Origin of the sequence: Psychrosphaera haliotis (genome assembly GCF_009728465.1) — a bacterium.
Taxonomy (GTDB): Bacteria; Pseudomonadota; Gammaproteobacteria; order Enterobacterales; family Alteromonadaceae; genus Psychrosphaera; species Psychrosphaera haliotis.
The window spans coordinates 557,791-582,995 of record NZ_WOCD01000001.1; the positions used below are offsets into that span (position 1 = coordinate 557,791).

The following is a 25,205-nucleotide window of genomic DNA, read 5'->3' on the forward strand; positions in this document are numbered from 1 at the left end:
GGCCATAATCGTGTCCTATTTAAAAATTACACGGTTATGGTTCGGATTAGCTTAACGTAAAATTCACGTTTATTTTAATCGCCCTCTTGAACCTCGTTGTTCATTTTTATCCATTTTAGCTAACAGCTCTTTTTCTAAATCAACACCCTGCCAATGAGCTAAGTCCATTACTCTAAGCACTATATCCGCCAGCTCTTCACCAAACGCAGCGGTTGGTTTTTCGCCTCTGCATTCATTAACGGCTTCTCCAACCTCTGAAGATATTAACGCTAAGGCTTCTAAAACCGACTTGTTATTGTGCCAGCCCATTTTCTCGACCCAATCATAATTGCGTTTTGCCATGTCATTAATGTTCATTTTATTGCCTTATAAAAAGTTGGATCGTTTTTAACGAGCTTTGCTATGTTATAATAAGCCGCATTAAGGTGTGCTCAAGCTGGTTTGATTGCACACATCGTTTTAGTTCAAAGAGTTACAGGTACATCATAATGAGCACAGAAGAAATTTATCAAAATAATCCATTACATGGAACCAGCCTTGAGCAGGTCGTTACAGAGTTAGTAGAACATTACGGGTTTGAAATTCTTTTTGCTTACCTCAAACTTGCGTGTTTTAAAAACAGACCAACGATTGAATCGAGCATCAAGTTCTTAAAGAAGACTGAATGGGCGCGAGAAAAGTTAGAGGCGTTTTATTTATATAAACTTAAAAACTTACCAAAGCCTGATGATTCAGAGTACGACAAGCCACCTCGCGACCGTATCGTACCATTAACAGATAAGCCGAGAGCGCCTCGTGAGTTGAGCTTAGAAGACGCAGAGCGTGTAGAATATAACAAGCAAAAGAAAAATGCGGCCAGAGCGATTCGTCAGAAACGTTCAACTGACTTTAACCCTTGGGGCGTATAGAAGTTTACTCCCTTTGGTTTGAACTGCTTGTATCAATTTATGTAAGCAGTTCAATAGCTGCCTGTACTTTTCTAAGATAGTCATTTTTATCAAACACTAACGCAGGAAATTCTTTGTACCTCCAATACAAACCATCGGCTTTTTTTGATTTATCGTCTCGGTTTGGGTTGCTCCATTGGTTCCAGTATACAAAGTCTTCACAAAAACTTACTTCCACGCTTAGTACCCAACATTGCCATTCACCGCAGTCACATACTAACGGAAAAATCCTGCCCGGCGTTTCTAACATTGACCGATTTAAACCTACAGTATTGAGGCCTGGGACATAACTACCATTAATAGAATCACTGTAACGCAGTTCAAACTCCGTGACTTTTGACAACAAAGATTCGCCATCAACTACCACGTCAAATACTGGACCTAAACCTGGATACTCGCCGTGCGGTATCAACTCAAATTGATTCAACATTATATTTCGATTTTCTGAAAGTATGTTTAGTTAGTTTAACTAGCTGGTTTTTATTGGGCAATAAATATGTGGATGGCTGCTAATCTTCTATTGGGCCAGAGAGAAACTGATTATAAAAGACTCCTGCCTTATTATACCCGATCGAAAACCACAGAATATCAAACTAATGCTTCCTATTAACAACAAAGCTACGCAAATCGATTATGGTTTACCTTTATTAACAACCAACGAATACTTAAGGTGAATACGCTTTTCAGCTTCATCTAAATTTATGGCTAATATATACAAGTCCATTACGTCATTGAATAGAGAGAGTATCAAGTCAAAGAAGCCTGATGACTTAAACTTAGAATACTGCTCGTCTGAAATATCCCACTGGCTATAGTCGTAATTGAGCGTTAAATCGCGCTTGGTTTTGCTTTGAGCACATGTAACCAGTTTGTTGCTACAACAGTTTAAAATAGAGTTTGAATTACTTTCTGTCGCGTTATCCAGGCATAGACTTACTTCTCTACTGTATTCCATGGTAAAGCTTTGATCAGTAACCACCGAATCAAATTGTTTAAGCAATTGCTGAATACGAACTATTGCAAACTCAGACGTTTCGTTTTCATTACCTCGGCTAAACCTTGCACCTGTCATATTAATCATCTTCACAGCCTCCTTTTTTTCATGTACTTTAATCAGGCTGGCGACACAATATGTCGCAAGAAAACGTAATCTAATTGCATTAATAGATTCATCAGAATAGGAAGTTGATTATCAAAGTCGGTATTTTTTGGTTTTACCAGCAGAAACTTATTGCAAGATCCATAAAGAGTTCAGCACTTGCCGCTGATTCAATGGGACTCATCGACAGCCCATTTCAACACATCACCGAATGGGAATCTCACCAATTATATTTACCCGACTATAAAGAGCTGCGTGCAAGTGAATATCAAGAATATCCTCGTGGCCGTGTCGTTTTTTCCCAACAAAGTCGCCGTGCCATTATCTATATGGATAAATCTTTATTCAGTGCGGAAAACAAGCAAAAAATCAAAGCATATTTCGAAATCACCGACTGCCTAGTTTTATGGAAAGCCGATCCTCATTATCGCGTATTTAGTGATACAGGTTATTAAAGGAAACAACATGCCAGCAAAAACAATTTCCACGCTCCACCGAATTTTAGAAATGTTAAAAGTGGTGCCCGTTTATCCCAGGTTTATTCATTCTAAAGACGTATGCACTCACTTAAATACCATTGACGCTGGTGTATCAAAGCGGACCGTTGAACGTGATTTAATGGCTTTAACCGAAGTAGTGGGATTAACCTTTGGCGACTCACCTGATGGATATAAATGGTCATTTTCTTTTGACTCAAGCTTTCAATTTATTCCGGCTCTGAGTGCAGAAGAAGCGTTGTCTTTAAAGCTGGTTCAGCAGCACTTAAAATTATTCCTGCCAAGCACGAGCTTTGAAAAGTTGAATGCATTGTTCAAGAAATCCGACGATGTACTCAGGCGTGATCCCGATACAAAAAATTGGCCAAGTTTAGTGCAAACAATGCCACCGTCATTTACACCGACACTTAATGAGATCAATCAAACTATAATCGACAATGTCTATGCCGCATTAATGCAAAAACGTGTTTTGCAGATCAAATATGCGAACAAACCTAAAACCTACAAGATAAAACCACTTGGGGTCGTGATCAGAGATAAAAAGATGGTATTGGCTTGTATATATGAAGGCTTCGAAAATGTCAGGAACATACTCGTCCATCGCATTAATGATTCAGAATTATCCGATGAGACTTTTTCTGACAGTATCAACATGAGCAAGTATGTAGATGATCAAGCGACTGCAGTGACACTATCGAAACAAAAAATCGACGTTGAATTTCACGCCAAAGGCTATGTAAAACAACTGCTCGAAGAGAGTGTGTTTGATGAAACGCAAGTCATTGAAGAGCTCGATGAAACTTGGAGCAAAGCCACTATGTCGGTGATGCATACCGTCGAGTTAGAAAACTGGTTATTGAGCCAACTTCAAAATATAAAAATTATCGGCCCCTCAGTGTTAAAAGAACGCGTGATTAAAAAAGCGCTGGATGGCGTGGCGCTGAATCAGTAACTAAAATTTTAATCATAATGTGTATAAAAAGAAGGTTAACTTTTATGTCTAAAATGAATGAACAACTCCAAAACCTATATTCAAATAAATGGCCTTTGGTTACTGAAAGAGTTCAAGACAAAGCCGTATCCCCTGCAGCCCAACCATTACTAATAAAAGTAAATGAACAATATGAAAATGCGAGATTAAAAGTCATTATATTTGGCCAAGAAACTGATGGGTGGCATGAGGAATTTAATTCATATCAAGCATCCGTAGAGCAACTAATGGATCGATACTACCGATACTTCAACAGACTCAGTGAAGGAGGGAAAAAGCGGCAAAAAAGAGCTTTTTGGGGCAACAAGAACTTCAATTTCTTTGCGGAAAACCTCGCCCCGAAGAAAGACGTTGAATTTCTTTGGAACAATATTTCAAAGATTGGAAATAATGAGGCTCGTAAAGGTAAGCCACACAAGTCAATAAGAGTGCTTGAGCGTGAGTATTTCAATGTTATCAGAGAAGAGGTAGAGATATTAAAACCTGACTTAATTATATTTACTACTGGTAAACGAGACAGCTATATTCGGCACATATTCGGTGACAAGACTTCATTTGCCCCCCTACTCTATTTACAAGATGGAAAACCTGCAAATGAGACGCTTAATTTAATAGCAGAGGTCAGTCTTGAAGACTTTCCAGCAATTAGTGCAATCCGAGTTGAACACCCGAATAGGCGAACACTAGATAAAGCGTTAATTTTAAAACTAATAGAAAATTGCTGGAATAAAAAGCGATCCCAATAGATGGCTAACCATGGAATAGGCCAATTGAATGGTGCAGAATTGTCAGATCTAATCTGAGTTAGCCCTCCTTAGCAATTTAGATACTTGATTGGGTTTACAGCTCCTTTTGAAAAGAAAGAGGAAATTAATTTATACATTAATTCATTTCTTAGCACTTCATTTGCCAGCACACCATTAAAGCCCCAGCGAGTTTTACCTTCTATTTCTACGGGGAACCACTCGTGAATTTTGTACACTTCTCTGGTCAAACCGCGATATGTAGCGACAACAAACTTAGCCTGATTTTTTCTTTCACCTATTACCCATGACTTTCTTGTTGCATCATAAAGTTTATTTTCTGTAATTTCTCTGTAATAGCGTTTATTAATATTGATTAGTATGAGCGGTATATCCGTTTTAAAGGTTTCTGCGTTGTACATAGCATTAATTTCTTCAGCAGTTTTAATTCCATAGTCACTAGAATAATGCCCACCTTGCTGGTTTGATAAATTACCCATGCCGATAAAATCCAAAATTGATGCTTCCACCTCAAATGCTGACTTTTCACTTAAACCATGGTGTAGAACGTAATGCTTGACAGTTAACCCTGATGAAATAATATCTCTTATTCTATCTAGCTTTTCCGTTTTCCCATCAGAATCAATAGCACAATCTAAGTGGTTAAACACCCTATTGCCTGTCCCCTTACCAACATAAAAAACATCTCCATTATGAGGGTCTTGTAAGTAATAAACATAAAATCCAAGTTGCTCTATAACTGATTGTGAAAACACGCCTTCTCCAAATGTACTTAACGCCAACTAAGATGGCAAAAGTGAGTAAATTACTGTACAGAATAAACCAGTTATTACTTGAAAGCCTTGTTTCTATCAGCCTTTATTAAAAACATATCTGGCCACATCTGGTGAATGTTAACTTTCCAATTCTCATCAATCCTTCCACCATCATGAAGTCTTAACCAATATGGCCAATATTTCTTTACCTTTTTTCCTGTTTTATTTAGCTCAATTGGTTGAAATCTTTTGATGAAGGAATCACCCAAAAGTTCTACTCGCTCACCACTCTTAGCATTGGGGAAGGCTTCGTTAAGTTTATCTATGATTACTTCTTGATTCGTATAAGGGATTTCGCCATTTGACTTCAACTTGCGCCAAAGCAGTGCTCGCTCCATTGTCAGAGACTTTCGCTCACTGTTTAATTTATTAATAAGACTCTCTTCTGGAAAATCAAAGTCGTCATATTTCACCAACTCACTGTCTATTTCTGTATATAATTCCTCAATACGATTAGTAATAGACTCAATTTTTCTAATTCACTCATTGATTTCTCCATAATGCAATAATCTAAGTAAAAGCAGTTGCAGGCTTTATTGTTAGTTTAAAAGTGTTAATAATATCTACCTCATTTTATTCGACGCAATTTGTCGAAAATCTTCACCATCGCCCACGTATCCAACTTGCAATACTCTAGCAAGGCATGCCTGATTTGATCACGGTTCACTGAGTTTTTTAAGCGAGGCAAGTTAGCAAAGGTATCCATCGCCATGCCACCATTTTGAATGTCTAATTGCTTATAATCCAATTCCACGTCATTTGGGAACATAGCTGGTAAAATCGCTTTGATAGAAAATGAACCATGAAAATCAGGATGATAAAAACCAAGTTTTCTAAAGGGCTCTATTAAATCAACAAAACGAGGAATTAACGCCAACAAGTTGTCTTTGTGCTCTGGTAAATATTGCGCCAACTCTTTAATGCGACTAATTTCGAAGGATTGATTAAAGGCCATAATTGAGCCCGTAGCTGGCAGATCTGCAAGCATCGCTTCAGCTATCGCTTTTCGAGGATCATAATATTCGTCGGCTAAAAACTCGTTGTGACTCAACTCACCGCATTGTTCTTCAATATGCAATGAATATTGAAACGGCATTTGTTGATAGGGCCGCTGTCCATCAAATCGAGGGATTGCTTCGTTAAACGTTTCAAAATCAAAATAACTAATCGGAAACTCAACTTTGCTCACAAAGGCTTGAACTTTATTGGGATCAACGTGCGTGGTTTGCTCCAAATAGGTATTAACTTGTAACTTTTGAGTTTTATTGAGCTTTATGTGCGCTTGGGCCTGCTGATATGTGACCAGGCCATTTTGATAATACTGGTATTTTTTCGCTTTTTTTAGGCGATAAAGATTAAATACATTCGGTTTAGGTAAGTGGCGTCGACAGTATTTTGAGAAGTCACAAGGGTATGGATTTGAACAATGCAAACCGATATCAATAGAAGGCTCTTCTGGTTGATTTTTTGTATCTTGCAATTGGGCAATTTGAGGGATCAAATTTTGCTCTGATTCTTGCACGTCCACGGTGATGTCCTTAATACAAAAGAGTTGTTTGATATCTAAATCACCTGCCCGAATATACTTGTTGTTAACGTAAATGATATTAATACTTGCAATATCTAAGCGTTTTTTGACTGTCAAATACTGACAAGTAGCATCTTGAATATAAACGCCTTTGACTTTAGTTGAGCCTTTAACTTCGTATATGTGCCAGCCTCTAGCGTCTTTATGTAAGATATCGACACTCGCAAAAATTCCATTTCCTTTAAATGTCGCCTCATAAATTGTGTGTTCACCTTGCTCAATTAGCGATTGGGTCTGCGAGCACATCGATTCCAATTTATTGCGATGAAATTCAACTAACGCTCCACCAGGAAAGAGTTGTTGAGCGAGCTCACCAATTGAAGTGCCCTGTTCAAATCGTCCTTCCACCTTGTTAGGTAGTTGACGCTCTTCTGGCTTATGCGATTTTAACCACAATGACTTCTCACATTGTAAGCCACGCATGATTTGCGATTTGCTTAACATTAGCGATGCCTCAACAATTTCTTGTGCTCATTAACGATTTCGCTCAACATCAAATGAAAATTCCCAACTGCTTTTATTCAAGTCACACTCTTTCATTTCTTTAAACCACACGTAATTTTTAGAGTCCCAGCGAAACCCTTGGTCTTTTGCTAGTTGCCTATCTTCTTTAGAGACTTTGGCTATCACTTTAACTTGTGGAGATTGCGCGCGTTCAATGATCTCTTGCCAGTCATAATCGCTGCAGACTTTTAGCATAGTGAGTACATCAAAGAGCGCTCTATGAGCAAAAGGATTTAAAAAATTATGCTCGGCCGCAAGGTAGGTTAGCTTTTTTGTGCGAGACTTAAACGGCACATCAAACATAGTATCAATCCAGGGTAAATTGATATTCATTGAATATCTTGAAAGTGCTTTTTCGATAAATGGTTTATCAAAGTGATTGCCATTATGGGCGACTATGTACTGGCACTTTTCAGCTAACTTTAAAAACTCCATCAGCGCATATTTTTCTTCAAGTCCAAACTCAGTTAAGTCGGTATCTGTGATACCTGTTATGTTGACGATGGTTTTACTTAATGGAAGTTTGTCTGGTTGCACGACCAAATGATTTAGCATTGCGGCTGGCTTGTTTAAATCGATATCCCAAACGACTGCGCCAATTTCTATGATTTCATCTTCTTCAAACGAAAGTCCGGTTGTTTCTAAATCTATTCCGAGTACGTACATAAATATTCCTTTTATTTAAAATAGTATCACTGTGTTAAAGATATAATTCAATAACTTGCTACCTAAATTACCGCCAACTTGGTCTTCTTTAGGGCGTTGATAGGAAAAACCCCGTATCAACCTAAACCATACCAAAACTCATCTCAGGGTTTACCCGGTTAATTGCATCAAGCCATTTCTCTATAATTTTTATTACTTCACTAGAAGGCTCTTTGTTGCACGTCTCTTTTATTTCGTTAACGACCCAATGCTTGCTGTTTTTCGAGTCTATAACTATTTGGCCTGTCGTTACTAAGTTTGGATTATTTGTGCCTGGGATTACTGAAAACACAGCTGTATTAACGTAATTTATTCGAAAAAAATTAACTTCGTTTGAATAGGCACTTTCAGCCAAGCAACTTAGGCAGTTATGCATATTATTGGAAGCTTCAAACAAGGCTTCTTCTGTATCAATATATTCAATTTCAGGGAAATTTTCAGGGAGCTTGTAGTCTGGAATTGGTAATACTCTCCCCAAACATTTTGGTTTTGTATTTTTAGCACTAGGTTCATCTTCAATCATATCCACAATCAAGTTCAAATACTTTAAATCAAAAGTCTTTTCAATTGGCCCGCTCCCTACAATATTATTGACGATACCTTTAATTTTGTAATGCTCATTTCGGCTAAGCGCTTGGTATCGAGTCAGGAAACCATATGAATAGTTAAAAGGCAGAGTAGCTAATAGCCTAACTAAACTGTAATCAATGCGCTTAACATGGCGCAATGTTTTCAAAGAGACTTGATTAGCAATGATAGTTTTTAAATGAAGAAAGAAAGTCACATCAATATTCGACATATCCACTTTTCTTAACAGCTTGATAACGTGTTTATAGCTTGGAAAATCTAACCAATCTAGAATATTTAGTTGCGACTTACCTGGCTTTAACAGCCGACGAATCGAACGAAAGTGGTTTTTCACAGGCCTATCTTTAAACGCCCAAGACGACGCCAACATCCATGCTAATGAGGGTGTGGACTTATACAACTCGATCGCTTCAGTTCCGCATCGAGCGAAAAGCGCTAGAAGATGCCACTGCCTGTCCCCTACCTCTTTTATCAACTCTAAAATCTCTTTCGGTATCGTATCTAAATAACTAATGAGCGGGTCTGGTTTACATTCATGTTCAATTTTCTGTCCATCTAATTCATTTAAGTAGCAGCGGTAACAATCTGTTGTATTAGTTTCATTTGGAATTTGGAATTTACCGAACCGAAACTTCGGGCGAATGGCTTTCCATGCACGGGTTTTGGTTTTTCGATACGCCAACATATAAGGCCACGGCTTCATCACGGTGACACCATGCTTATCGAACACATAATATTTTTTATTTTTGAACGCTTGCCCAGGTATAAAAGCCTTCATTACTCCTCCTAAAAACTAGGAGAAGTAAACCAGCCAGCTACGACGAAATGTGTCGCAATTAAGCAACTCCAATTTATTAGGCATTCTTAACTAGATGAGGAACTAAAAAATTCATTGATGTTTACGAAAGGAACGTTAACCAGAAGTGTGCAATATACAAAAGGTGGCGGAGAGAGGGATTATAAAAGGCTCCTGCCTTTTACCCTTCGGGCCGCCTAAAGGCGTTCTAAATTGCTCCCAGCAATTTAGTCGAACCTCTACTCGGGTTCTCACCCTCTCTGAATTCCGCCCACAAAAAAAGACGCTATAAGCGTCTTTCTTTGAATGATGGCGGAGAGAGAGGGATTCGAACCCTCGTTAGGTTTTACCCTAAACACACTTTCCAGGCGTGCGCCTTCAGCCACTCAGCCACCTCTCCGCAGGTTGATTGTCTCATTTACAATCTGGCTTTTTTCAAAGCCCGGCTAGTCTATTCATTTTCAAAGAATTAGGCAAGCATATACAAAGCTATATGCTTTTGACTGTCTATTTATCAGCCTATTGTTTTTTATTTTTGTGGCTTTTCAGAGATCCACAAGTTGATATGACCTTCAACTACTACAACGCCGTTGGTATCGTATGCTTTAACTTCTACTGGCATGTCGCCTGGTTTCCATGCTTCTGCATCTACTTTTGCAACACATTTAATGTCGCTGCCGGCTTTAGCGGTGTAGTTCACGCTCATTCCTTTTGGAATCCAACGTAAGTGTTTAGGGATTGAAGCTTCTGCCATCACGCCCATCGCCATTTCTAGGCCATTACAAATAGCGATAACGTGTACCGTTTTAATATGGTTGTGTACGCGATGGCCTTTTTTGATCAATACCGTACATTCGTGTTCTTTTAAGTCAGAGACAAAAGGCTTAACGGTGCCAAAATACGGTGCCATTCTACAAATTAGTTTTGAAAATATTTGTTTACCAAAAGGCCAGTTTAATAACTTTTTGTAAATGCCCATGGTTTTGTTTGGTTTTGCCATCTTTTTATTCTCCATTCACTAGGCTCTATTACCCTAGTCAACTCATCTTACCAGTTGAAATTTTTATGCATGTTAGCAATTTATGTTACTAACTTCACCTAAAACCTAAGCCAAAACTTTGAGTCTAGTTAATCGTTTGAATATTGTTTTAACAGACACAAAAAAACCGACAAGAAGCCGGCCTTTGTTTAACACTTCAAGAATAAGGCTTAAGCATTACCTTTTAGCGCTACTTTATTTTTTGCAGCAAAGTTAAGCATTTTAGTCAGAGGTTTCATCGCTTCCGCCGCTAACGACTCATCAACAAACACTTCATGGCCAGAAGAGTCTGTTAAAGCCTCTTCAATGGCTTTTAAGCCGTTCATTGCCATCCAAGGACAGTGAGCACAACTTTTACATGTAGCGCCGTTTCCAGCCGTTGGAGCTTCAATGAAGGTCTTATCTGGGTTTAGTTGCTGCATCTTATAAAAAATACCGCGATCCGTTGCCACGATGAAGGTATCGTTTTCCATTTCATTCGCAGCATTGATCAATTGTGATGTAGAGCCAACTGCGTCGGCTAAGTCTACAACCGATGCTGGCGATTCAGGGTGAACTAATACCGCAGCTTCTGGATACACGTTTTTTAAGTCTTTTAACGCTTTAGAACTAAATTCATCGTGAACAATACATTCACCATTCCAAAGCAACATGTCTACGCCAGTCTGTTTTGATATGTAACCACCTAGGTGACGGTCTGGGCCCCAAATAATTGGTTTACCTTCCGCTTCTACGTGCTCGATCACTTCTAATGCAATGCTTGATGTTACCACCCAATCAGCTCTTGCTTTAACCGCTGCTGACGTATTGGCATAGACAACAACGGTATGGTCAGGGTGTTGATCACAAAAGGCGCTGAACTGCTCTGCTGGGCAACCTAAGTCTAGTGAACAGGTTGCTTCAAGTGTTGGCATTAGTACTGTTTTTTCAGGCGTAAGAATTTTTGCTGTTTCACCCATGAATTTAACACCAGCAACAATCAACGTTTCCGCCGGATGCTGATTACCAAATCGAGCCATTTCTAGCGAGTCAGCTACACAGCCGCCCGTTTCTTCTGCTAAAGCCTGAATTTCAGGATCTGTGTAATAGTGAGCAACTAGTACGGCATTTTTTTGCTTTAATAACGCTTTAATACGCTCTTTGTACTCAGCTTGCTCTTGTGCGCTAAGCACAGCCGGTTTTGGCGGAAAAGGGTAATCTGTTGGCGTAGAAGGAATAACGTTTTGTGCTGCTGATTCTGTGGAGTTCATAAGCTTAAAATAACTACTAAAAATGATTCGGATATTATACTTGCTGTAATAGAAATGTCACGGAATAGTCAGGTAATAGTAACGAGCAAGCATGGTTGGAAAGCTTTACGTTTAAATTCCAAATATAGATTGAAAAGTGATTAGAAAATTAGGTTAATAAATAGAATAAAAAGCAAAATGGAAAATTGTTTAAAACTAAGATATAGGAATCAGTAGAGAGTATTTTATAAAATTGAGAAGAGATTGTTTTATAGTTAAGTGCAAGTAAGGCTTTGCTGTTTTGATGCTGTGGACTTGTAGCAACAGACTCAGATTAGTCTGCTTGGATATCCTAGAAGTGGTGGGTCATGATGGATTCGAACCATCGACCAATTGATTAAAAGTCAACTGCTCTACCAACTGAGCTAATGACCCACTCTAGGGATGTACGTCTTACTTCTTACTTTTCTGTCTGATGGTGGGTCATGATGGATTCGAACCATCGACCAATTGATTAAAAGTCAACTGCTCTACCAACTGAGCTAATGACCCATCAAACAGGACAAAAAAAGTGGTGGGTCATGATGGATTCGAACCATCGACCAATTGATTAAAAGTCAACTGCTCTACCAACTGAGCTAATGACCCACAATTTTTGCACAGCTTCAGAGTGACTAGTCATTCCGTTGCTGCGGGCGCATATAATACTTATTTAATTATTCAGTGCAAGTATATTTTCAAAATAATTTAATTTTAAGCGCTTTCGTCTAATTATTGGACAAAAGCGTCAAAAAACATACTTTTCTAGCCCTTTGTAAGCAGTCTAGACTTAGCTAAGTTTGCAGAATTAGATTCTGGGTATTCGTCAACAACCTGTTGGAAAAGTTTTTTAGCACCGGCATTATCGCCAAGTTTTTGCAAAACCGTTCCTTGTTTTAATAAAGCATCGCTGCGTTTATTAGAATCAGGGTAAAGACTAATCACCTTATCAAAATGCATTTGTGCTTCAGGATACATCGCTTTATTAAATAATAGCTGACCTAACCAGTAATGCGCATTTGGAATATAGATAGATTTTGGAAATTTATCAATGAAGGTTTCGAAACGCTGGAATCGCATCGTCGTAACGACGCTCTTTCAAAATTAGATTTACAGCTTGATCGTACGCTTCGTTTTCACTTAACGTGCCGCCGTATTGTTCATTTTTTTGGATTTCTACTGCTGGCTCCACTGGTTGTGGTGCCATTTGTTGAACATTGCTTAAGCGACGTTCAATTTCAAGGTAGAGCTCACGTTGACGATCTACAATCTGTTCTAGTTTATAAGTGTGCGTTTCGGTTACCCCACGCAACTCACTCACTTCATCTTGTAAATCATTAATCTGCTGTTGCAGATTAACTTGAGCGGCGCCTCTAGCCTGTATAAGGCGTTTAAGCTGAGAAACTTGCTCAGATAACTGACCACTATTACTTAAGTCAGTAACGGGTGCATCTGCAATAGATGCACCACTAGCAAGAAGCACGGCCAATAGAGTTAATCTCATAGACTGTCGCTCTCTTTTATTAGTAAACTAAAACTGAACGACGGTTTTTAGCGAAGCCATCTTGAGTACGAGACAAATCAAGAGGTTTTTCTTCACCGTAAGATACCGTTGAGATTTGGCTTTGCATTACACCTAGGTTTTGTAGGTATGTTGCTACAGCTTTTGCACGACGCTCACCAAGTGCGATGTTGTACTCAGGAGTACCACGCTCGTCACAGTGACCTTCAACCATAACTGTTTGGTTAGGGTTTTTGATTAGGTAATCAGCGTGTGCTTGTAAAAGCTCTAAGTATTTTGCATCAACTTTAGAATCATCAAAGTCAAAGTATACGGTTTGCTCTTGACGTAATGCTTCAAATTTAGCTTGTTGCATTTCTTCAACAGTTGGTGCTTTTTCTACTGTTGCAACTTCAACTGCAGATGCGTTTTGGCCCATGCCGCTCGCTTGAACAGACTCAGAAGAAGAGTTTGTCGCCGCTTTGCTTTCATCGTTAACAACTGAGCTTGAACCACAAGCTGTTAAAACAAGAGCTGGGATAGCGATCAAAAGACCTTTAGTAATTTTGCTAAATTGCATTCTTTGTTTCCTTTTTATTCACAAATCGTTGTTAGTACTAACGTTTTATTCCAAACGTTTATTATTTTAAATATGGTGACCATGCTGGACTTTTTACTTGCCCACTAGCAGCCGGTAAACGAGCCTTAAAACGACCGTCAATTGAAACCAAAGCTAACACTTGACCGTTGCCGTGCATAGTACTGTAAATTATCATTGAGCCATTCGGCGCGATACTTGGACTTTCGTCTAGACGCGTTTTAGTCAGTATTTGAAAATTCCCTGACGCTAACTCTTTTTTAGCAATATGATAATTTCCTTGCGTACGATTAACCATAACTAGGTGATTATTGTCTGGGGTTATTGAGCCACCGAGGTTCATTTCACCGTCAAAAGTTAATCGCTTTATACGCTTACTGTCTAAATTTACGCTATAAAGTTGTGCATTACCACCCCGTTCTGAGCTGAAAACAATATATTTACCATCTGGTGACCAACTTGGCTCTGTATCAATTGCTCTGTGTCTTGTTAAACGAGTTAAGGTTTTATTAGTAAGTTCTAAAACATACAGTTCTGGGTTTCCGTCTTTAGATAAGGTTAGTGCCAACTTATTCCCATCTGGGCTCCATTGCGGCGCGCCATTAATTCCTTCATAAGATGTAACTAACTGACGAGTACCCGTATAAATATCTTGAACATAAATTTGAGAACGGTTGTTTTCAAACGTAACGTAAGCCAGTTTACTTGCATCTGGCGACCATGAAGGCGACATCAATGGTTCTTTAGAACGAAGTAATATCTGTTCGTTTGCACCGTCATAATCCGCCACTATTAACTTATAAACAAAGTCATCACCGTGGTTTACCGTTACGTAGGCAATTTTAGTTAAGAAGGCACCTCGTTCGCCTGTTAATTTTTCATAGGCTAAATCACTAATCCTATGTGCATAACGGCGAAACTGTTTAGCCGCGATAGTTACTTGCCTGTTATCCAATATATGATCTTTGGTTTCTACCAACTTACCGTTAACCAAAGCTTGAACTGTACCACCAGTAATTTGGCCTCGCAGTACATCAATTAGTTCAAAGCTTACCAAAAATCGGCCAGGTGAATGATCTTGAATAGTACCAACTAATACTGCCTCTACATCTAATGACGCCCACGACCCATAGTCAACTTCATCGTCTTTTGTTGGCATTTGAGGCATTTCATCTATTGCGATGGTTTTAAACTTACCACTGCGCATTAAATCGGCGGCAATAATTTCAGAAATTCTTAATGGTAGCTCAGCTGTGCCTTCATATTTAAAAGGAACAATGGCAACCGGTCTGGCACTATCAATACCTTCCGTTATTACAATCTCCAACGAAGCTTTAGCGGCTTGGCTAATCAATAAACTGACAAACATCAGCGCTATAGTTATTTTTTGAATCATTAACGTTCAGGCTCCACGGTTAGATTAATATCTTTTAATTGTTGGTACACGTCTTCTTCTTTAGACACTGGCAAGGTTTCAGCTTTTAACACGGCTCTTTCTGCTGCTTTACATGTGTTATTTTGACCTTCTAGAATGGTTACTTTTGTAACAAGGCCACTAAATGCCAACCTTATATTTAAGCGACAAGATGTACCTTTCATGCTTTCATCAGTAAGAAGATTCTGCTGAATTTTTGACGATATCAAAGCTTTGTATTTTTGTACTTCAGACATCACCACTTTTTGACGTGCTTTTTGTCTTACGCTTTGCTCTCGAGCTAATTGCTCTTGCATCATACTTTCCTGCAGCGCTTTTTCTCGAGCTTCTTGTTCACGCTTCAGCTTTTCAGCTTTCGCTTTTTCTTCAGCCTCTTTTGCTTTACGTGCTTTTTCAGCCGCTTCTGCAGCTTCTTTCTCACGTTGCTTTCTTTCAGCTTCAGCTTTCGCTGCCGCTTTTTGTTCAGCTTCTTTTCTTTGTTTTGCTTTAGTCGCTTCGTCTTTCGCCTTTTTAGCTTCGGCTTCACGTTTAATACGTTCTTTTTTCGCTTCCTCAGCCTTTTTCTTCTCAGCTAACGCTTTATTCTTTTCAACCAATGCTTTTTGCTTTTCAGCTTCAGCCTTTTTCTTTTCAACTGCGGCTTTGCGCTTTGCTTCTTTAGCTTCTTTTTCGCTTTGCTTCTGCTCGCGGTTTAACTTGCTTAAATCTTGCTTGGCTTTGTTTCGCTCGATCTTCAAGCTCTTTAACACGCTTTTCTTCCGCCGCCTTTTTATCAGCCTGTTGCTGTTTTACTTTATTTACTTGTTGTTCAAGTGCAGCTGCGTCTATAACCACCGCATCGATGGCGGAAATCTCAGGGGCTTTTTCCGGTTTTATTGCAGGTGGTGAAAAGTTAAAGCTCAATACTAAAACAACCGCAAAAATAATATGCAGTCCAAAGGATTTAGCAATAAATGGAGTGTAACTAGGATTTATCATTTTTGAGCTGGCTCCGTCATTAAACCAACGGAAGGTGCACCCGCTCGTTGTAACAGCACCATTAACTCAATGACATTGTTGTACGGTATGTTTCTATCAGCCTTAACAACAACGGGTGTTTGGGGATCAATTTTTAATTGCGCAGCAATCACAACAGCAACATCGGTAGCTGACATAGCATTGTCTTTGCCATCATTGTCGCCAGTGGATACAAAATACTGACCCTCTGCATCTATTGAAGCAATAATAGGAGACTTACTATCGTCTTCTAAAGGCTCTGCATTGGCTTGCGGTAAGTCAACCTTCACACCTTGAGTAACTAAAGGTGCAGTAACCATAAATATAATTAATAACACCAACATAACGTCGATATAAGGAACAACGTTTATTTCGGCGACCGGCTTTCTCCGGCGACGTACTGGAGCATTCATATTATTAAGCCGTTGTGTTTACGTTAGCAGTAACTTGGCGGTGCAGTATGTTTGCAAACTCTTCAGTGAAGTTAACATAACTTACTTCAAGTTTTTCTACACGGTGCGCAAAACTGTTATATGCAAGAACTGAAGGAATAGCGGCGAAAAGACCCATGGCCGTTGCTATTAGAGCTTCAGCGATACCTGGCGCAACCATGCTTAACGTTGCTTGTTGAACTTCACCTAATGCTAAGAATGCATTCATGATCCCCCAAACGGTACCAAATAGACCTATGTAAGGACTGATTGAACCAACCGACGCTAAAAAGCTTAAATGGCGTTCAAGGTCTTCAACTTCTCTGGAAAGGCGAACTCGCATGGCTCTATGCGTGCCTTCCAGATAAACTTGGGCTGTACCAATACTGCTTTTTTTAAGTCGAGCAAATTCTTTAAAGCCATCTTTAAATAAAGACTCTAGCCCGTCTACTGACTGGCGTGCTGTAATTTCACTGTATAGACGGCTAAGATCAACACCAGACCAAAACCTATCTTCAAACTTTTTAGTTTGCTTTTCTGCTTCTACTAATACCTTACGACGCTGAAATATAATAGTCCAAGAGCTAATAGACAAACCTAAAAGCGTAACCATGACCAACTTTACTATAAAGCTAGCTTCCCAAAATAATCCCCAAAAACTAATTTCAGCTTGCACTTTTTAACACCCCTAAAATTTCCGGCGGTATAACCTGAGGTTTACCTTTTTCCGAATTAATACAGGCAACAATAACACAGGCTTCAAATACCGTGTCTTGTTGCTCATTTAAAATAACTTGTCTAAATTCAATCGACGCCCGCTTTAACTTCACAATTTCAGTTTTCACCATTAGCGCTTGGTGCAAACGAGCAGGTAACTTAAAGCCAATTTCCATACTGGAAACTACAAAGCCTATATTCTGCTTAAGATAGACGTCTTGTTCAATACCTAATGAAAGTAAAAGTTCAGTTCTCGCCCGTTCACAGTATTTTAAGTAGTTTGCATGGTAGACAATACCACCTGCATCCGTATCTTCGTAGTACACTTTTACTAAAAAATTAAACACGAGAACCCTTAATTAATATTTATTAAAATTAATTTTTATAATTACATCTGCATAATATGCATTTTTAATGAATATAAATCGATTTTTTTATTCAACCATTAATAATATTTAATTTGTTTAAAATACAACCAACGCAAACAAACCTTTGTAAAACCTATCATTTAACGCCAGTCTGTAACAAACCCACTAATTTTTTGTAATTTAACTAGCTATTCAGCATTAATAATTCTAATACCCAAAATCAAAAATTCTTGTTTGAAGTATTTACTCTAACTCCTATAATGCGCGCATCTTCTGAACACAACCTGTTCAGAGCGAAGAATTCATTTTCTTCTCCTATTCATGTTCCCTGGAATTTATTCCTTATTTCGCCCATTCACTTTGAATGGGCATTTTTTTTGCCTAAAATTTATTGAACCTTTAAATAACAATAAGTTCACTTTTTCTCGATGTATAAGCAAAAAAACGAGCCTAAGCCCGTTTTTCTTTAAATCTAACAATTTTTACTCGCTCTGCATCAACACTTTAGTCAGTTGGCAAATCAAACCCCAAATGAGTATATGCCCGAGGAGACGCTATTCGTCCTCTTGGGGTACGTTGTAAAAAACCCTGCTGTATTAAGTACGGCTCAATAACATCTTCAATGGTGTCTCGCTCTTCACCTATGGCAGCAGCAATGTTGTCTAAGCCTACAGGACCACCGTCAAACTTTTCTATCATGGTCGTTAATAGCTTTTTGTCCATGTAGTCAAAGCCTTCACTATCAACATTGATCATATCAAGTGCCTGTTTGGCCGTTACATCATTAACAACACCTTCACTTTTTACGTCAGCAAAATCACGAACACGTCGTAGAAGTCGATTTGCAATTCGAGGTGTTCCTCGCGAACGACGCGCAACTTCAATGGCGGCACCTGGCGACATATCCATATTCAAACACGCGGCGCTACGTTCAACAATTCGTGCTAAATCTGCAACTTTATAAAACTCTAGTCGTTGAACAATACCAAAACGATCTCGCAGAGGTGACGTTAATGCACCCGCCCTTGTTGTTGCACCTATTAAGGTAAATGGTGGTAAGTCTAATTTGATTGAGCGCGCAGCTGGACCTTCACCAATCATGATATCTAGCTGATAGTCTTCCATTGCGGGATAAAGGATTTCTTCAACAACTGGACTGAGTCGGTGGATTTCATCGATAAACAGTACATCATTTTCTTCTAGGTTAGTAAGCAGTGCAGCTAAGTCCCCTGCTTTTTCTAATACAGGACCTGACGTTGTTTTTATACTTACGTCCATTTCATTAGCAACAATATTAGCCAATGTTGTTTTACCTAATCCTGGAGGGCCAAATATTAGTAAATGATCAAGTGCTTCGTTTCGGTTTCTAGCGGCCTGTATGAAGATTTCCATTTGGTTTTTAACTGTTGGCTGACCTTGATAATCAGACAACATTTTAGGTCGAATAGCGCGGTCAATAACCTCGTCTTCACCAAAGGATTCAGCGCCTACTAATCGATCTGCTTCTATCATTTCCTATCCTTTTTCTTAAAGCATGCTTTTAAGTGCATTTCTAATAACCACTTCGCTATCGTCGCCATCTGAATACACCGCTTTAACAGACTTTTGAGCTTGTTGTGGCGAATAACCTAAAGACACTAAGGCTGAAACTGCGTCGTCCATGCCATTTGACTTTATGAGCGGCGACGCTGTACCTGCAACATTAGCTGGCAATGCACTAGGCGCCATATTTAATTCTTTAATGCGGTCTCGCATTTCAATTAATAATCGTTCTGCTGTCTTCTTACCTACACCCGGTAATTTTACCAACGTTGTTACGTCATCATGCTCAACACATTGAACAAACTGTTCAGCTGTTAAACCTGACAAAATGGTTAAAGCTAGTTTAGGACCTACGCCATTAGCTTTTATTAACAGTCTAAACAGTGCGCGTTCTTGCTTTGAATTAAAACCATATAAAAGCTGAGCATCTTCACGAACAACAAAATGGGTAAATACGGTTGCAGTTTGACCTACTTCTGGTAATTCATAAAAGCTTGTAAGGGGAAGTTGTACTTCGTAACCCACACCATTTACATCAATAAGTAAATCTGGGGCTTGTTTATCAACAACAGTTCCTAAAAGTCGACCAATCATAATCTTTACACTTCAATTTATAATAACTGTAAATATACCCAGTTATTTTATCTGCGTAAACGCCCGCGGACAGTTTTTTTCGCAACGCCGGCCATATTAATCAAACTTTGATTTGTATTTCCGTGACAAATAGCAACGGCTAAGCCATCTGCAGCATCAGCTTGAGGTTTGCCAGATAACTTTAGGATTTGTTGAACCATATGCTGAACTTGAGATTTATCAGCGGCTCCGGTTCCCACTACAGCTTGTTTGATTTGGCGAGCTGAGTATTCAAACACGGGCAGATCAGCTTGTGTTGCAGCAACGATAGCGGCGCCTCGAGCTTGGCCTAGCTTTAATGCTGAATCTGGGTTGTGAGCTAAAAATACTTGTTCAATGGCAAAGGTGGTAGGTTGATATTGTTGAATGATTTCAGCAAGACCATTAAAAATAGTATTTAGTTTAATAGAAAGATCGGCGTCAGGTGTGCGGATACAACCGCTACCTAAATAGGCAAACTTAGCACCTTGTTGCTGCACGATACCGTAACCGGTTATTCGTGAGCCAGGGTCAATACCAAGGATCACTGACATTTATATTTCCTTTAAAAAAATAGGCACTTACAAAGAAGTGCCTAATCTTTAATTTACTTATGGTTTGCTTACTTACTAGAGGAGCCTAATAAAGTAAGTACACCTTTAAGCTAACTATATTAGTTACTCAGCTGCAGGCACTTCTTTTGCCACAACTTGAATACCTAAGTCAGCCAGCTGTTCTTCGTTCGCAAAACCTGGTGCTGAAGTAAGAGGACAAGCAGCCGTCGACGTTTTAGGGAATGCCATCACGTCTCTGATTGAGTCAGCACCAACCATCAGCATAACCATACGGTCTAAACCAAATGCTAATCCTGCATGCGGTGGAGCACCATATTGTAATGCGTCCAATAAGAAGCCAAACTTCTCTTTAGCTTCTTCATCACTAATACCTAATAACTTAAATACTTCGGCTTGCATGTCTTGGTTGTGGATACGAACTGAACCACCGCCTAACTCACAACCATTAAGTACCATATCATAAGCATCTGAAATCGCATTAACTGGGTTTGCAGCTAATTCTGCTGGTGTCATATTGCTTGGTGCAGTAAATGGGTGATGCAGTGGTGTAAGCGCACCGCTTTCTAATTCTTCAAACATTGGGAAGTCAACAACCCATAACGGCGCCCACTTGTCTTCAACTAAGCCAAAGTCTTCGCCTAGCTTAAGTCTTAATGCACCTAACGCGTCTGTTACTGTGTTGTAAGTATCAGAACCGAATAATAAAATGTCACCATCTTTAGCGTTTGTACGCTCAAGGATTTGTGCTGCTACTTCTGCATTTAGGAATTTAACGATTGGTGACTGCAAACCTTCAAGGCCAGCAGCTACGTCGTTTACTTTGATCCACGCCATACCTTTAGCGCCATACTTTCCAACAAACTCAGTATAACCATCAATGTTCTTACGAGTCATAGATGCACCACCTGGTACATTTATAACTGCAACACGACCTTTTTCATCGTTCGCAGGTCCGCTGAATACTTTAAAGTCTACGTCTTTTAGGATATCCGCTACGTCAACTAACTCTAATGGGTTACGAAGGTCAGGTTTATCTGAACCAAAACGACGCATCGCTTCTGCATAAGTCATCGACGGGAACTCGCCAAGATCTACAGATAACAACTCGTTGAATACTGAACGAACCATTTTTTCAGTTAAAGACATAACATCTTTACCAGACATAAACGTAGTTTCGATATCTATTTGAGTAAATTCTGGCTGACGGTCAGCACGTAAATCTTCATCTCGGAAACACTTAACAATTTGGTAATAACGGTCAAAACCAGCAACCATCAACAATTGTTTAAACAACTGTGGCGATTGAGGAAGTGCAAAAAATTGACCTTTGTGAGTACGACTTGGTACTAAGTAATCACGAGCACCTTCTGGTGTCGCTTTAGTTAGAATTGGTGTTTCGATATCTAAAAATGCATTGTCATCTAAGAAACGACGAACGGCACTTGTCACCTTTGAACGGAACTGAAGACGTTGGTTCATTACAGGACGACGTAGGTCTAAATAACGGTAGCGTAAACGAGCTTCTTCAGAGTTTTCTTGGTTGAAGTCAAGCGGAAGTGGTGCAGATGCATTTAGAATAGTTAAGTCTTTAACGTATAATTCAACTTCACCCGTTGCCATGTCTTTATTAACTTGGCTATCAGGACGAGCGCGAACGATACCAGTAATAGAAATACAGAATTCATTTCTTAGTTTATTGGCTGCATCAAAAATTGCAGTTTCGTCTGGATCAATAACGGCTTGAACAACACCTTCACGATCACGCATATCAATAAATATTAGGCCGCCTAAGTCACGACGCTTGTTAACCCAACCACATAAAGTAACTTCTTGATCAACTAAACTCTTGTTAAGTTGACCACAATAATGAGAACGCATATATAACCTATTGGAGTCTGAATTAAACATCGCTCTAGTAGAATTAGAGCAATATTAATATGAATAGAAATTGGCGATTATTATAAGGATTTGAAAGGCAATGTCACCGATTGAAATTGCCTTTATTTAAATTAACTAGATATAGAGCTGGTGTCGGCAAATTGATAACTATTTTTACCATTCGCCTTAACTGCGTACATGGCGTCATCGGCAGCTTTAATTAAAACCGTGGCATCGTGACCGTTCTGAGGATACTTGGCAATGCCAATAGACACACCCACATTAACCGTTGCCCGTGAAAGTACAAATGGATCGCTTAAGTCAGCAATAATTTTTTCGGCTACTTTAGCGGCTTGATTACTCTCATTTAGATTAGTTGCCAACATAACAAACTCGTCACCGCCAAATCGTGCGACTGTGTCGGAGTTTCGGCTGAGAGATAGCAGGCGCTCACTTATTTGAATTAGCAGTTCATCACCAACATCATGTCCAAAGGTGTCATTAACTTCTTTAAAACCATCTAAATCCAAAAATAAGATAGCAATATTTTTGTTATTCCTTGAGTGATGTGACATCGCTTGTTTCAGCCTATCAATAAGCAGTGAGCGGTTAGGCAAGCCCGTCATTGGATCGTGTGAGGCTAGATGTCGAAGCTTTTGCTCCGCTTTTTCTCTCAGTAAAATTTCACTTTTTAAGCGTCGATTCCAAATCAAAATCGCTAAAATAATAATTGACGCTATACCTACAAAAATACTGATATTTCGCCAGTACACTTCTGATTTTATACCTGCTACAACATCGACCTTGTGCCAACGTTTAAGGATATTTTCAATATCTTCCTTTGACATGGCCTGGACTACTTTTTCCATAATACGGCCTTGCACACTTAGTGATTTTTTAACACCTATGTGAGCATTATCACTACCTAAATCATCAAAAACATGAATTTTAAACTGTTGTAAGGAGTTATCTTGTAAGTATTGAGCCGATACAGGCATTAAGTCTAATATGCCATCAATCAGACCAGCTTTTAATAGCTCTTGAGCTTCATCAAAATCCTTCACAACATGGATGATAATTTGAGGATATTTGTCATGAATGTCTTTAATTATTTGATAGCCTTGAATAATTGCAAGACGCTTACCATAAAACTTTTTAATACTTCCAACATTATCAATTGACTTGTGAGTAATCACTGACCAAGGAGTACGCCAATAGGCAGTGGTAAAATGTGCAAAGGCCCTGCGGTCATCTGACGCCGTAATATTGGCAACAATATCTACTTTTTCATCTTTAAAGTCTTGATATAACTCTTCCCAGGTCGGGTAGATCTTAAATTCATAGGTTTGTCCCGTTAAACGGGTCGCTAAGTCAAACATATCTCGACTTATACCTGAAACCTCACCGTCATCGTCAACAAACTCATAAGGTTTCCAATCTTCAACAATTGCGACGGTCATATTAGGGTTTTCAACTAACCAAGCTTTTTCGTCCGTTGTTAAATTGAACTTGCTTTTTTTAGTTCCAAAATAACGATCAGGAATTTCAGTTATCCAACGGTTTTCTATTTCAACTAATTCTTGCTCTGATATCAGATCAAATCCATCATTTATCTTTCTAATTAGTGATTTATCTTGATTTGATACTAGCGAGTATATTTTTGACTCATATTCAACATCTTTAACTTGGTGGAAGCGGTCGGAAATACTATTTTCTTCAAGGCGTTTGTTTGCCATTTGGCTAGCTACAACAAAACCGGCTATTTTACCTTGAATGGCCGCATTTATAGCATCGTCCAAACTATCAAAAAACTGAATATTAATATTTGGATAACTAGCTTTAAATTGCTGCTGATATGGCGAATCTTTGTAGAGCCCGATGGTTTCCCCATTTAATTGCTCAACGGACTTTTCAAAATCGTACTTATCGTAAATAAATAAATGAGAGAAAGTAGAATAGAGATGTTTGGCTCGTGGCAAACCAGAGTTGGTAGCCATACTCTCAGGGTAACCAATATGAACATTGGTAGCTCCCTCTTTTAATGACTTCATTGATAAATTAGCAGTGTTCGGAACAAATTTTATTTTTGTTTTCGTTTTATTCGACCATAACTTCCACATATCAACAAATAAACCAACGGGTGTACCATCGGCATTTACACCCATAAACGGTTTTGCGCCAACGGATAAACTTAGCAGTAAGGCGCCTTCCGATTCTCTTTTGGCAAACCACTTGTTATAGATCTCTTGGCGTTCTTCCAGCGTTATAATGTCAAAGCCAGCGTTAAGCCGGTTTAATAAGCGTATATCCCCTTTTTTTACGGCGATTTGAGTCTTTATTTCACCAATATTTACACTTTTAAATGCAGGAAAAAGATCATTAATGCGCTGATAGTCTTCATATCTAAAGGCAAAAAAGTCATATGATACAAAACTTTTTACTTCGCCGTTATAAATACCATCGAGCAAGTCTGACCAATTTTCGTAGTACCTAAACGAAATATTAGCATTCTTGTTTGTAATTAATTGACTAAGGTTTGTAGGTCTTATTGCTCCCATAAGGAACGGTTCCAGCTCTTCTAATCCGGAAACCATTTGTAAATCTTTATGGACATATATATTAATTGGAGTTGAGTAGATGTCATGACCGAAGTCAAATAGATCTACCCGCTCCTCTCTAATTGCTATAGCTGAGTGGACATCCACAGTTTGATTTACAAGATTTAATTCAGTCTCAGACCAGTTAGAAGTCACAAACTCGATTTTCTGGTTATTCTTCTTTGACCAAAGCTCCCACAAATCAACAACTAATCCGGTTGGTTTACCTTTATCAACATATTGGTATGGCAAGAGATCATTCGCAACGGCTATCTTAATCACATCATACTGTGGCTGCTTTTGCGACTTAAACTGCTTTGTTGCGTTTGCACTAGGGGACATTGTCGAATTAGT

The 25,205-nt window shown here is 39.0% G+C and carries 28 protein-coding genes and 4 tRNA genes; 4 read left to right on the forward strand and 28 right to left on the reverse strand.

Translation table 11 applies throughout. From position 1 onward, the window contains the following. Positions 1-69: 69 nt before the first annotated feature. Positions 70-357, reverse strand: a complete 288-nt coding sequence (locus GNP35_RS02425; RefSeq protein WP_155694190.1) for a MazG nucleotide pyrophosphohydrolase domain-containing protein — start codon at positions 355-357, stop codon at positions 70-72. Positions 358-488: 131 nt separating this feature from the next. Here GNP35_RS02425 and GNP35_RS02430 point away from each other — a divergent pair, with 131 nt between their 5' ends. Then, a complete protein-coding gene (locus GNP35_RS02430) occupies positions 489-908 on the forward strand; it encodes a VF530 family protein (RefSeq protein WP_155694192.1) in 420 nt (139 codons plus the stop codon). Positions 909-945: 37 nt separating this feature from the next. On the opposite strand, the gene GNP35_RS02435 is transcribed toward GNP35_RS02430, so the two are convergent. Both GNP35_RS02435 and GNP35_RS02440 read right to left on the reverse strand, forming a co-directional pair. Then, on the reverse strand, positions 946-1,377 hold the full coding sequence (locus tag GNP35_RS02435) for a hypothetical protein (protein WP_155694194.1): 432 nt from the start codon (positions 1,375-1,377) through the stop codon (positions 946-948). Positions 1,378-1,578: 201 nt separating this feature from the next. After that, positions 1,579-2,028 (reverse strand): hypothetical protein, encoded by a 450-nt coding sequence (locus GNP35_RS02440; RefSeq protein WP_155694196.1) that lies wholly within the window; start codon positions 2,026-2,028, stop codon positions 1,579-1,581. Between the two features lie 104 nt (positions 2,029-2,132). On the opposite strand from GNP35_RS02440, the gene GNP35_RS02445 reads away from it, so the two are divergent. The 3 genes from GNP35_RS02445 to GNP35_RS02455 are packed head-to-tail and all read left to right on the forward strand — an operon-like array spanning position 2,133 to position 4,280. Further along, on the forward strand, positions 2,133-2,501 hold the full coding sequence (locus GNP35_RS02445) for a hypothetical protein (protein WP_155694198.1): 369 nt from the start codon (positions 2,133-2,135) through the stop codon (positions 2,499-2,501). A gap of 10 nt (positions 2,502-2,511) precedes the next feature. Next, positions 2,512-3,495 (forward strand): helix-turn-helix transcriptional regulator, encoded by a 984-nt coding sequence (locus GNP35_RS02450; RefSeq protein WP_155694199.1) that lies wholly within the window; start codon positions 2,512-2,514, stop codon positions 3,493-3,495. 44 nt (positions 3,496-3,539) lie between these two features. Beyond that, positions 3,540-4,280: a hypothetical protein gene (locus tag GNP35_RS02455; RefSeq protein WP_155694201.1), complete on the forward strand. Its 741-nt coding sequence runs from the start codon at positions 3,540-3,542 to the stop codon at positions 4,278-4,280. A 68-nt stretch (positions 4,281-4,348) separates the two neighbouring features. On the opposite strand, the gene GNP35_RS02460 is transcribed toward GNP35_RS02455, so the two are convergent. The 25 genes from GNP35_RS02460 to GNP35_RS02575 all read right to left on the reverse strand — a co-directional run bounded on the left by GNP35_RS02460 (position 4,349) and on the right by GNP35_RS02575 (position 25,193). Continuing rightward, positions 4,349-5,053: an LEM-3-like GIY-YIG domain-containing protein gene (locus tag GNP35_RS02460; protein ID WP_155694203.1), complete on the reverse strand. Its 705-nt coding sequence runs from the start codon at positions 5,051-5,053 to the stop codon at positions 4,349-4,351. Positions 5,054-5,127: 74 nt separating this feature from the next. Then, positions 5,128-5,526 (reverse strand): hypothetical protein, encoded by a 399-nt coding sequence (locus GNP35_RS02465; RefSeq protein ID WP_155694205.1) that lies wholly within the window; start codon positions 5,524-5,526, stop codon positions 5,128-5,130. Between the two features lie 155 nt (positions 5,527-5,681). Beyond that, positions 5,682-7,145, reverse strand: a complete 1,464-nt coding sequence (locus GNP35_RS02470) for a DUF2779 domain-containing protein (RefSeq protein WP_155694207.1) — start codon at positions 7,143-7,145, stop codon at positions 5,682-5,684. Between the two features lie 30 nt (positions 7,146-7,175). Continuing rightward, positions 7,176-7,871: a 3'-5' exonuclease gene (locus GNP35_RS02475; protein WP_155694209.1), complete on the reverse strand. Its 696-nt coding sequence runs from the start codon at positions 7,869-7,871 to the stop codon at positions 7,176-7,178. Between the two features lie 121 nt (positions 7,872-7,992). Beyond that, a complete protein-coding gene (locus GNP35_RS02480) occupies positions 7,993-9,276 on the reverse strand; it encodes a hypothetical protein (protein ID WP_155694211.1) in 1,284 nt (427 codons plus the stop codon). A 328-nt stretch (positions 9,277-9,604) separates the two neighbouring features. Beyond that, positions 9,605-9,694: transfer RNA gene (locus GNP35_RS02485), tRNA-Ser, on the reverse strand. Positions 9,695-9,823: 129 nt separating this feature from the next. Next, positions 9,824-10,294, reverse strand: a complete 471-nt coding sequence (locus GNP35_RS02490) for a hotdog fold domain-containing protein (RefSeq protein WP_155694213.1) — start codon at positions 10,292-10,294, stop codon at positions 9,824-9,826. A 209-nt stretch (positions 10,295-10,503) separates the two neighbouring features. Continuing rightward, entirely contained in the window at positions 10,504-11,583 is a 1,080-nt protein-coding gene (gene nadA / locus GNP35_RS02495; protein WP_155694215.1) for a quinolinate synthase NadA, read from the reverse strand. A gap of 338 nt (positions 11,584-11,921) precedes the next feature. Beyond that, positions 11,922-11,997 (reverse strand) — tRNA-Lys (locus tag GNP35_RS02500). Positions 11,998-12,038: 41 nt separating this feature from the next. Further along, positions 12,039-12,114, reverse strand: a tRNA-Lys gene (locus tag GNP35_RS02505). 20 nt (positions 12,115-12,134) lie between these two features. Then, positions 12,135-12,210: transfer RNA gene (locus GNP35_RS02510), tRNA-Lys, on the reverse strand. A 156-nt stretch (positions 12,211-12,366) separates the two neighbouring features. Next, a complete protein-coding gene (gene ybgF, locus GNP35_RS15425; RefSeq protein ID WP_230961263.1) occupies positions 12,367-12,681 on the reverse strand; it encodes a tol-pal system protein YbgF in 315 nt (104 codons plus the stop codon). Next, positions 12,650-13,105 (reverse strand): YbgF trimerization domain-containing protein, encoded by a 456-nt coding sequence (locus tag GNP35_RS15430; RefSeq protein WP_230961264.1) that lies wholly within the window; start codon positions 13,103-13,105, stop codon positions 12,650-12,652. Before GNP35_RS15430 ends, ybgF begins: the two co-directional genes overlap by 32 nt. Before the next feature lie 19 nt (positions 13,106-13,124). Then, a complete protein-coding gene (pal, locus tag GNP35_RS02520; protein ID WP_155694216.1) occupies positions 13,125-13,682 on the reverse strand; it encodes a peptidoglycan-associated lipoprotein Pal in 558 nt (185 codons plus the stop codon). 61 nt (positions 13,683-13,743) lie between these two features. Continuing rightward, entirely contained in the window at positions 13,744-15,096 is a 1,353-nt protein-coding gene (gene tolB, locus GNP35_RS02525; protein WP_155694218.1) for a Tol-Pal system beta propeller repeat protein TolB, read from the reverse strand. After that, on the reverse strand, positions 15,096-15,872 hold the full coding sequence (gene tolA, locus GNP35_RS02530; protein WP_196492392.1) for a cell envelope integrity protein TolA: 777 nt from the start codon (positions 15,870-15,872) through the stop codon (positions 15,096-15,098). Before tolA ends, tolB begins: the two co-directional genes overlap by 1 nt. Further along, entirely contained in the window at positions 15,793-16,113 is a 321-nt protein-coding gene (locus GNP35_RS02535; protein WP_155694222.1) for a cell envelope integrity protein TolA, read from the reverse strand. Before GNP35_RS02535 ends, tolA begins: the two co-directional genes overlap by 80 nt. After that, entirely contained in the window at positions 16,110-16,544 is a 435-nt protein-coding gene (tolR, locus tag GNP35_RS02540; RefSeq protein WP_155694224.1) for a protein TolR, read from the reverse strand. The genes GNP35_RS02535 and tolR overlap by 4 nt, the downstream gene beginning before the upstream one ends. Before the next feature lie 4 nt (positions 16,545-16,548). Beyond that, positions 16,549-17,238 carry a protein TolQ gene (gene tolQ, locus GNP35_RS02545; RefSeq protein WP_330997670.1) on the reverse strand — a complete coding sequence of 230 codons (690 nt, stop codon included), beginning with the start codon at positions 17,236-17,238 and terminating at the stop codon, positions 16,549-16,551. Further along, positions 17,228-17,626, reverse strand: a complete 399-nt coding sequence (ybgC, locus tag GNP35_RS02550) for a tol-pal system-associated acyl-CoA thioesterase (RefSeq protein ID WP_330997671.1) — start codon at positions 17,624-17,626, stop codon at positions 17,228-17,230. The genes tolQ and ybgC overlap by 11 nt, the downstream gene beginning before the upstream one ends. Positions 17,627-18,151: 525 nt before the next feature. After that, positions 18,152-19,159: a Holliday junction branch migration DNA helicase RuvB gene (gene ruvB, locus GNP35_RS02555; RefSeq protein WP_155694226.1), complete on the reverse strand. Its 1,008-nt coding sequence runs from the start codon at positions 19,157-19,159 to the stop codon at positions 18,152-18,154. A gap of 15 nt (positions 19,160-19,174) precedes the next feature. Further along, the gene (gene ruvA, locus GNP35_RS02560) at positions 19,175-19,783 is read right to left on the reverse strand and encodes a Holliday junction branch migration protein RuvA (protein WP_155694228.1); all 609 of its coding nucleotides are present in this window, start codon (positions 19,781-19,783) and stop codon (positions 19,175-19,177) included. Between the two features lie 47 nt (positions 19,784-19,830). Further along, complete coding sequence (gene ruvC, locus GNP35_RS02565; protein WP_155694230.1) at positions 19,831-20,355, reverse strand: crossover junction endodeoxyribonuclease RuvC; 525 nt, start codon at positions 20,353-20,355, stop codon at positions 19,831-19,833. 123 nt (positions 20,356-20,478) lie between these two features. Beyond that, entirely contained in the window at positions 20,479-22,254 is a 1,776-nt protein-coding gene (aspS, locus tag GNP35_RS02570; RefSeq protein WP_155694231.1) for an aspartate--tRNA ligase, read from the reverse strand. A 131-nt stretch (positions 22,255-22,385) separates the two neighbouring features. Further along, positions 22,386-25,193 (reverse strand): diguanylate cyclase domain-containing protein, encoded by a 2,808-nt coding sequence (locus tag GNP35_RS02575; protein ID WP_196492393.1) that lies wholly within the window; start codon positions 25,191-25,193, stop codon positions 22,386-22,388. Positions 25,194-25,205 lie beyond the last annotated feature (12 nt).

Coding starts and splice junctions, on each gene's coding strand:
- GNP35_RS02425 (WP_155694190.1), bottom strand. CDS start 357: ATGAACATTAATGACATGGCAAAACGCAATTATGATTGGGTCGAGAAA.
- GNP35_RS02430 (WP_155694192.1), top strand. CDS start 489: ATGAGCACAGAAGAAATTTATCAAAATAATCCATTACATGGAACCAGC.
- GNP35_RS02435 (WP_155694194.1), bottom strand. CDS start 1,377: ATGTTGAATCAATTTGAGTTGATACCGCACGGCGAGTATCCAGGTTTA.
- GNP35_RS02440 (WP_155694196.1), bottom strand. CDS start 2,028: ATGATTAATATGACAGGTGCAAGGTTTAGCCGAGGTAATGAAAACGAA.
- GNP35_RS02450 (WP_155694199.1), top strand. CDS start 2,512: ATGCCAGCAAAAACAATTTCCACGCTCCACCGAATTTTAGAAATGTTA.
- GNP35_RS02455 (WP_155694201.1), top strand. CDS start 3,540: ATGTCTAAAATGAATGAACAACTCCAAAACCTATATTCAAATAAATGG.
- GNP35_RS02470 (WP_155694207.1), bottom strand. CDS start 7,145: ATGTTAAGCAAATCGCAAATCATGCGTGGCTTACAATGTGAGAAGTCA.
- GNP35_RS02475 (WP_155694209.1), bottom strand. CDS start 7,871: ATGTACGTACTCGGAATAGATTTAGAAACAACCGGACTTTCGTTTGAA.
- GNP35_RS02480 (WP_155694211.1), bottom strand. CDS start 9,276: ATGAAGGCTTTTATACCTGGGCAAGCGTTCAAAAATAAAAAATATTAT.
- GNP35_RS02490 (WP_155694213.1), bottom strand. CDS start 10,294: ATGGCAAAACCAAACAAAACCATGGGCATTTACAAAAAGTTATTAAAC.
- nadA (WP_155694215.1), bottom strand. CDS start 11,583: ATGAACTCCACAGAATCAGCAGCACAAAACGTTATTCCTTCTACGCCA.
- ybgF (WP_230961263.1), bottom strand. CDS start 12,681: ATGCGATTCCAGCGTTTCGAAACCTTCATTGATAAATTTCCAAAATCT.
- GNP35_RS15430 (WP_230961264.1), bottom strand. CDS start 13,105: ATGAGATTAACTCTATTGGCCGTGCTTCTTGCTAGTGGTGCATCTATT.
- pal (WP_155694216.1), bottom strand. CDS start 13,682: ATGCAATTTAGCAAAATTACTAAAGGTCTTTTGATCGCTATCCCAGCT.
- tolB (WP_155694218.1), bottom strand. CDS start 15,096: ATGATTCAAAAAATAACTATAGCGCTGATGTTTGTCAGTTTATTGATT.
- GNP35_RS02535 (WP_155694222.1), bottom strand. CDS start 16,113: ATGATAAATCCTAGTTACACTCCATTTATTGCTAAATCCTTTGGACTG.
- tolR (WP_155694224.1), bottom strand. CDS start 16,544: ATGAATGCTCCAGTACGTCGCCGGAGAAAGCCGGTCGCCGAAATAAAC.
- ruvB (WP_155694226.1), bottom strand. CDS start 19,159: ATGATAGAAGCAGATCGATTAGTAGGCGCTGAATCCTTTGGTGAAGAC.
- ruvA (WP_155694228.1), bottom strand. CDS start 19,783: ATGATTGGTCGACTTTTAGGAACTGTTGTTGATAAACAAGCCCCAGAT.
- ruvC (WP_155694230.1), bottom strand. CDS start 20,355: ATGTCAGTGATCCTTGGTATTGACCCTGGCTCACGAATAACCGGTTAC.
- aspS (WP_155694231.1), bottom strand. CDS start 22,254: ATGCGTTCTCATTATTGTGGTCAACTTAACAAGAGTTTAGTTGATCAA.
- GNP35_RS02575 (WP_196492393.1), bottom strand. CDS start 25,193: ATGTCCCCTAGTGCAAACGCAACAAAGCAGTTTAAGTCGCAAAAGCAG.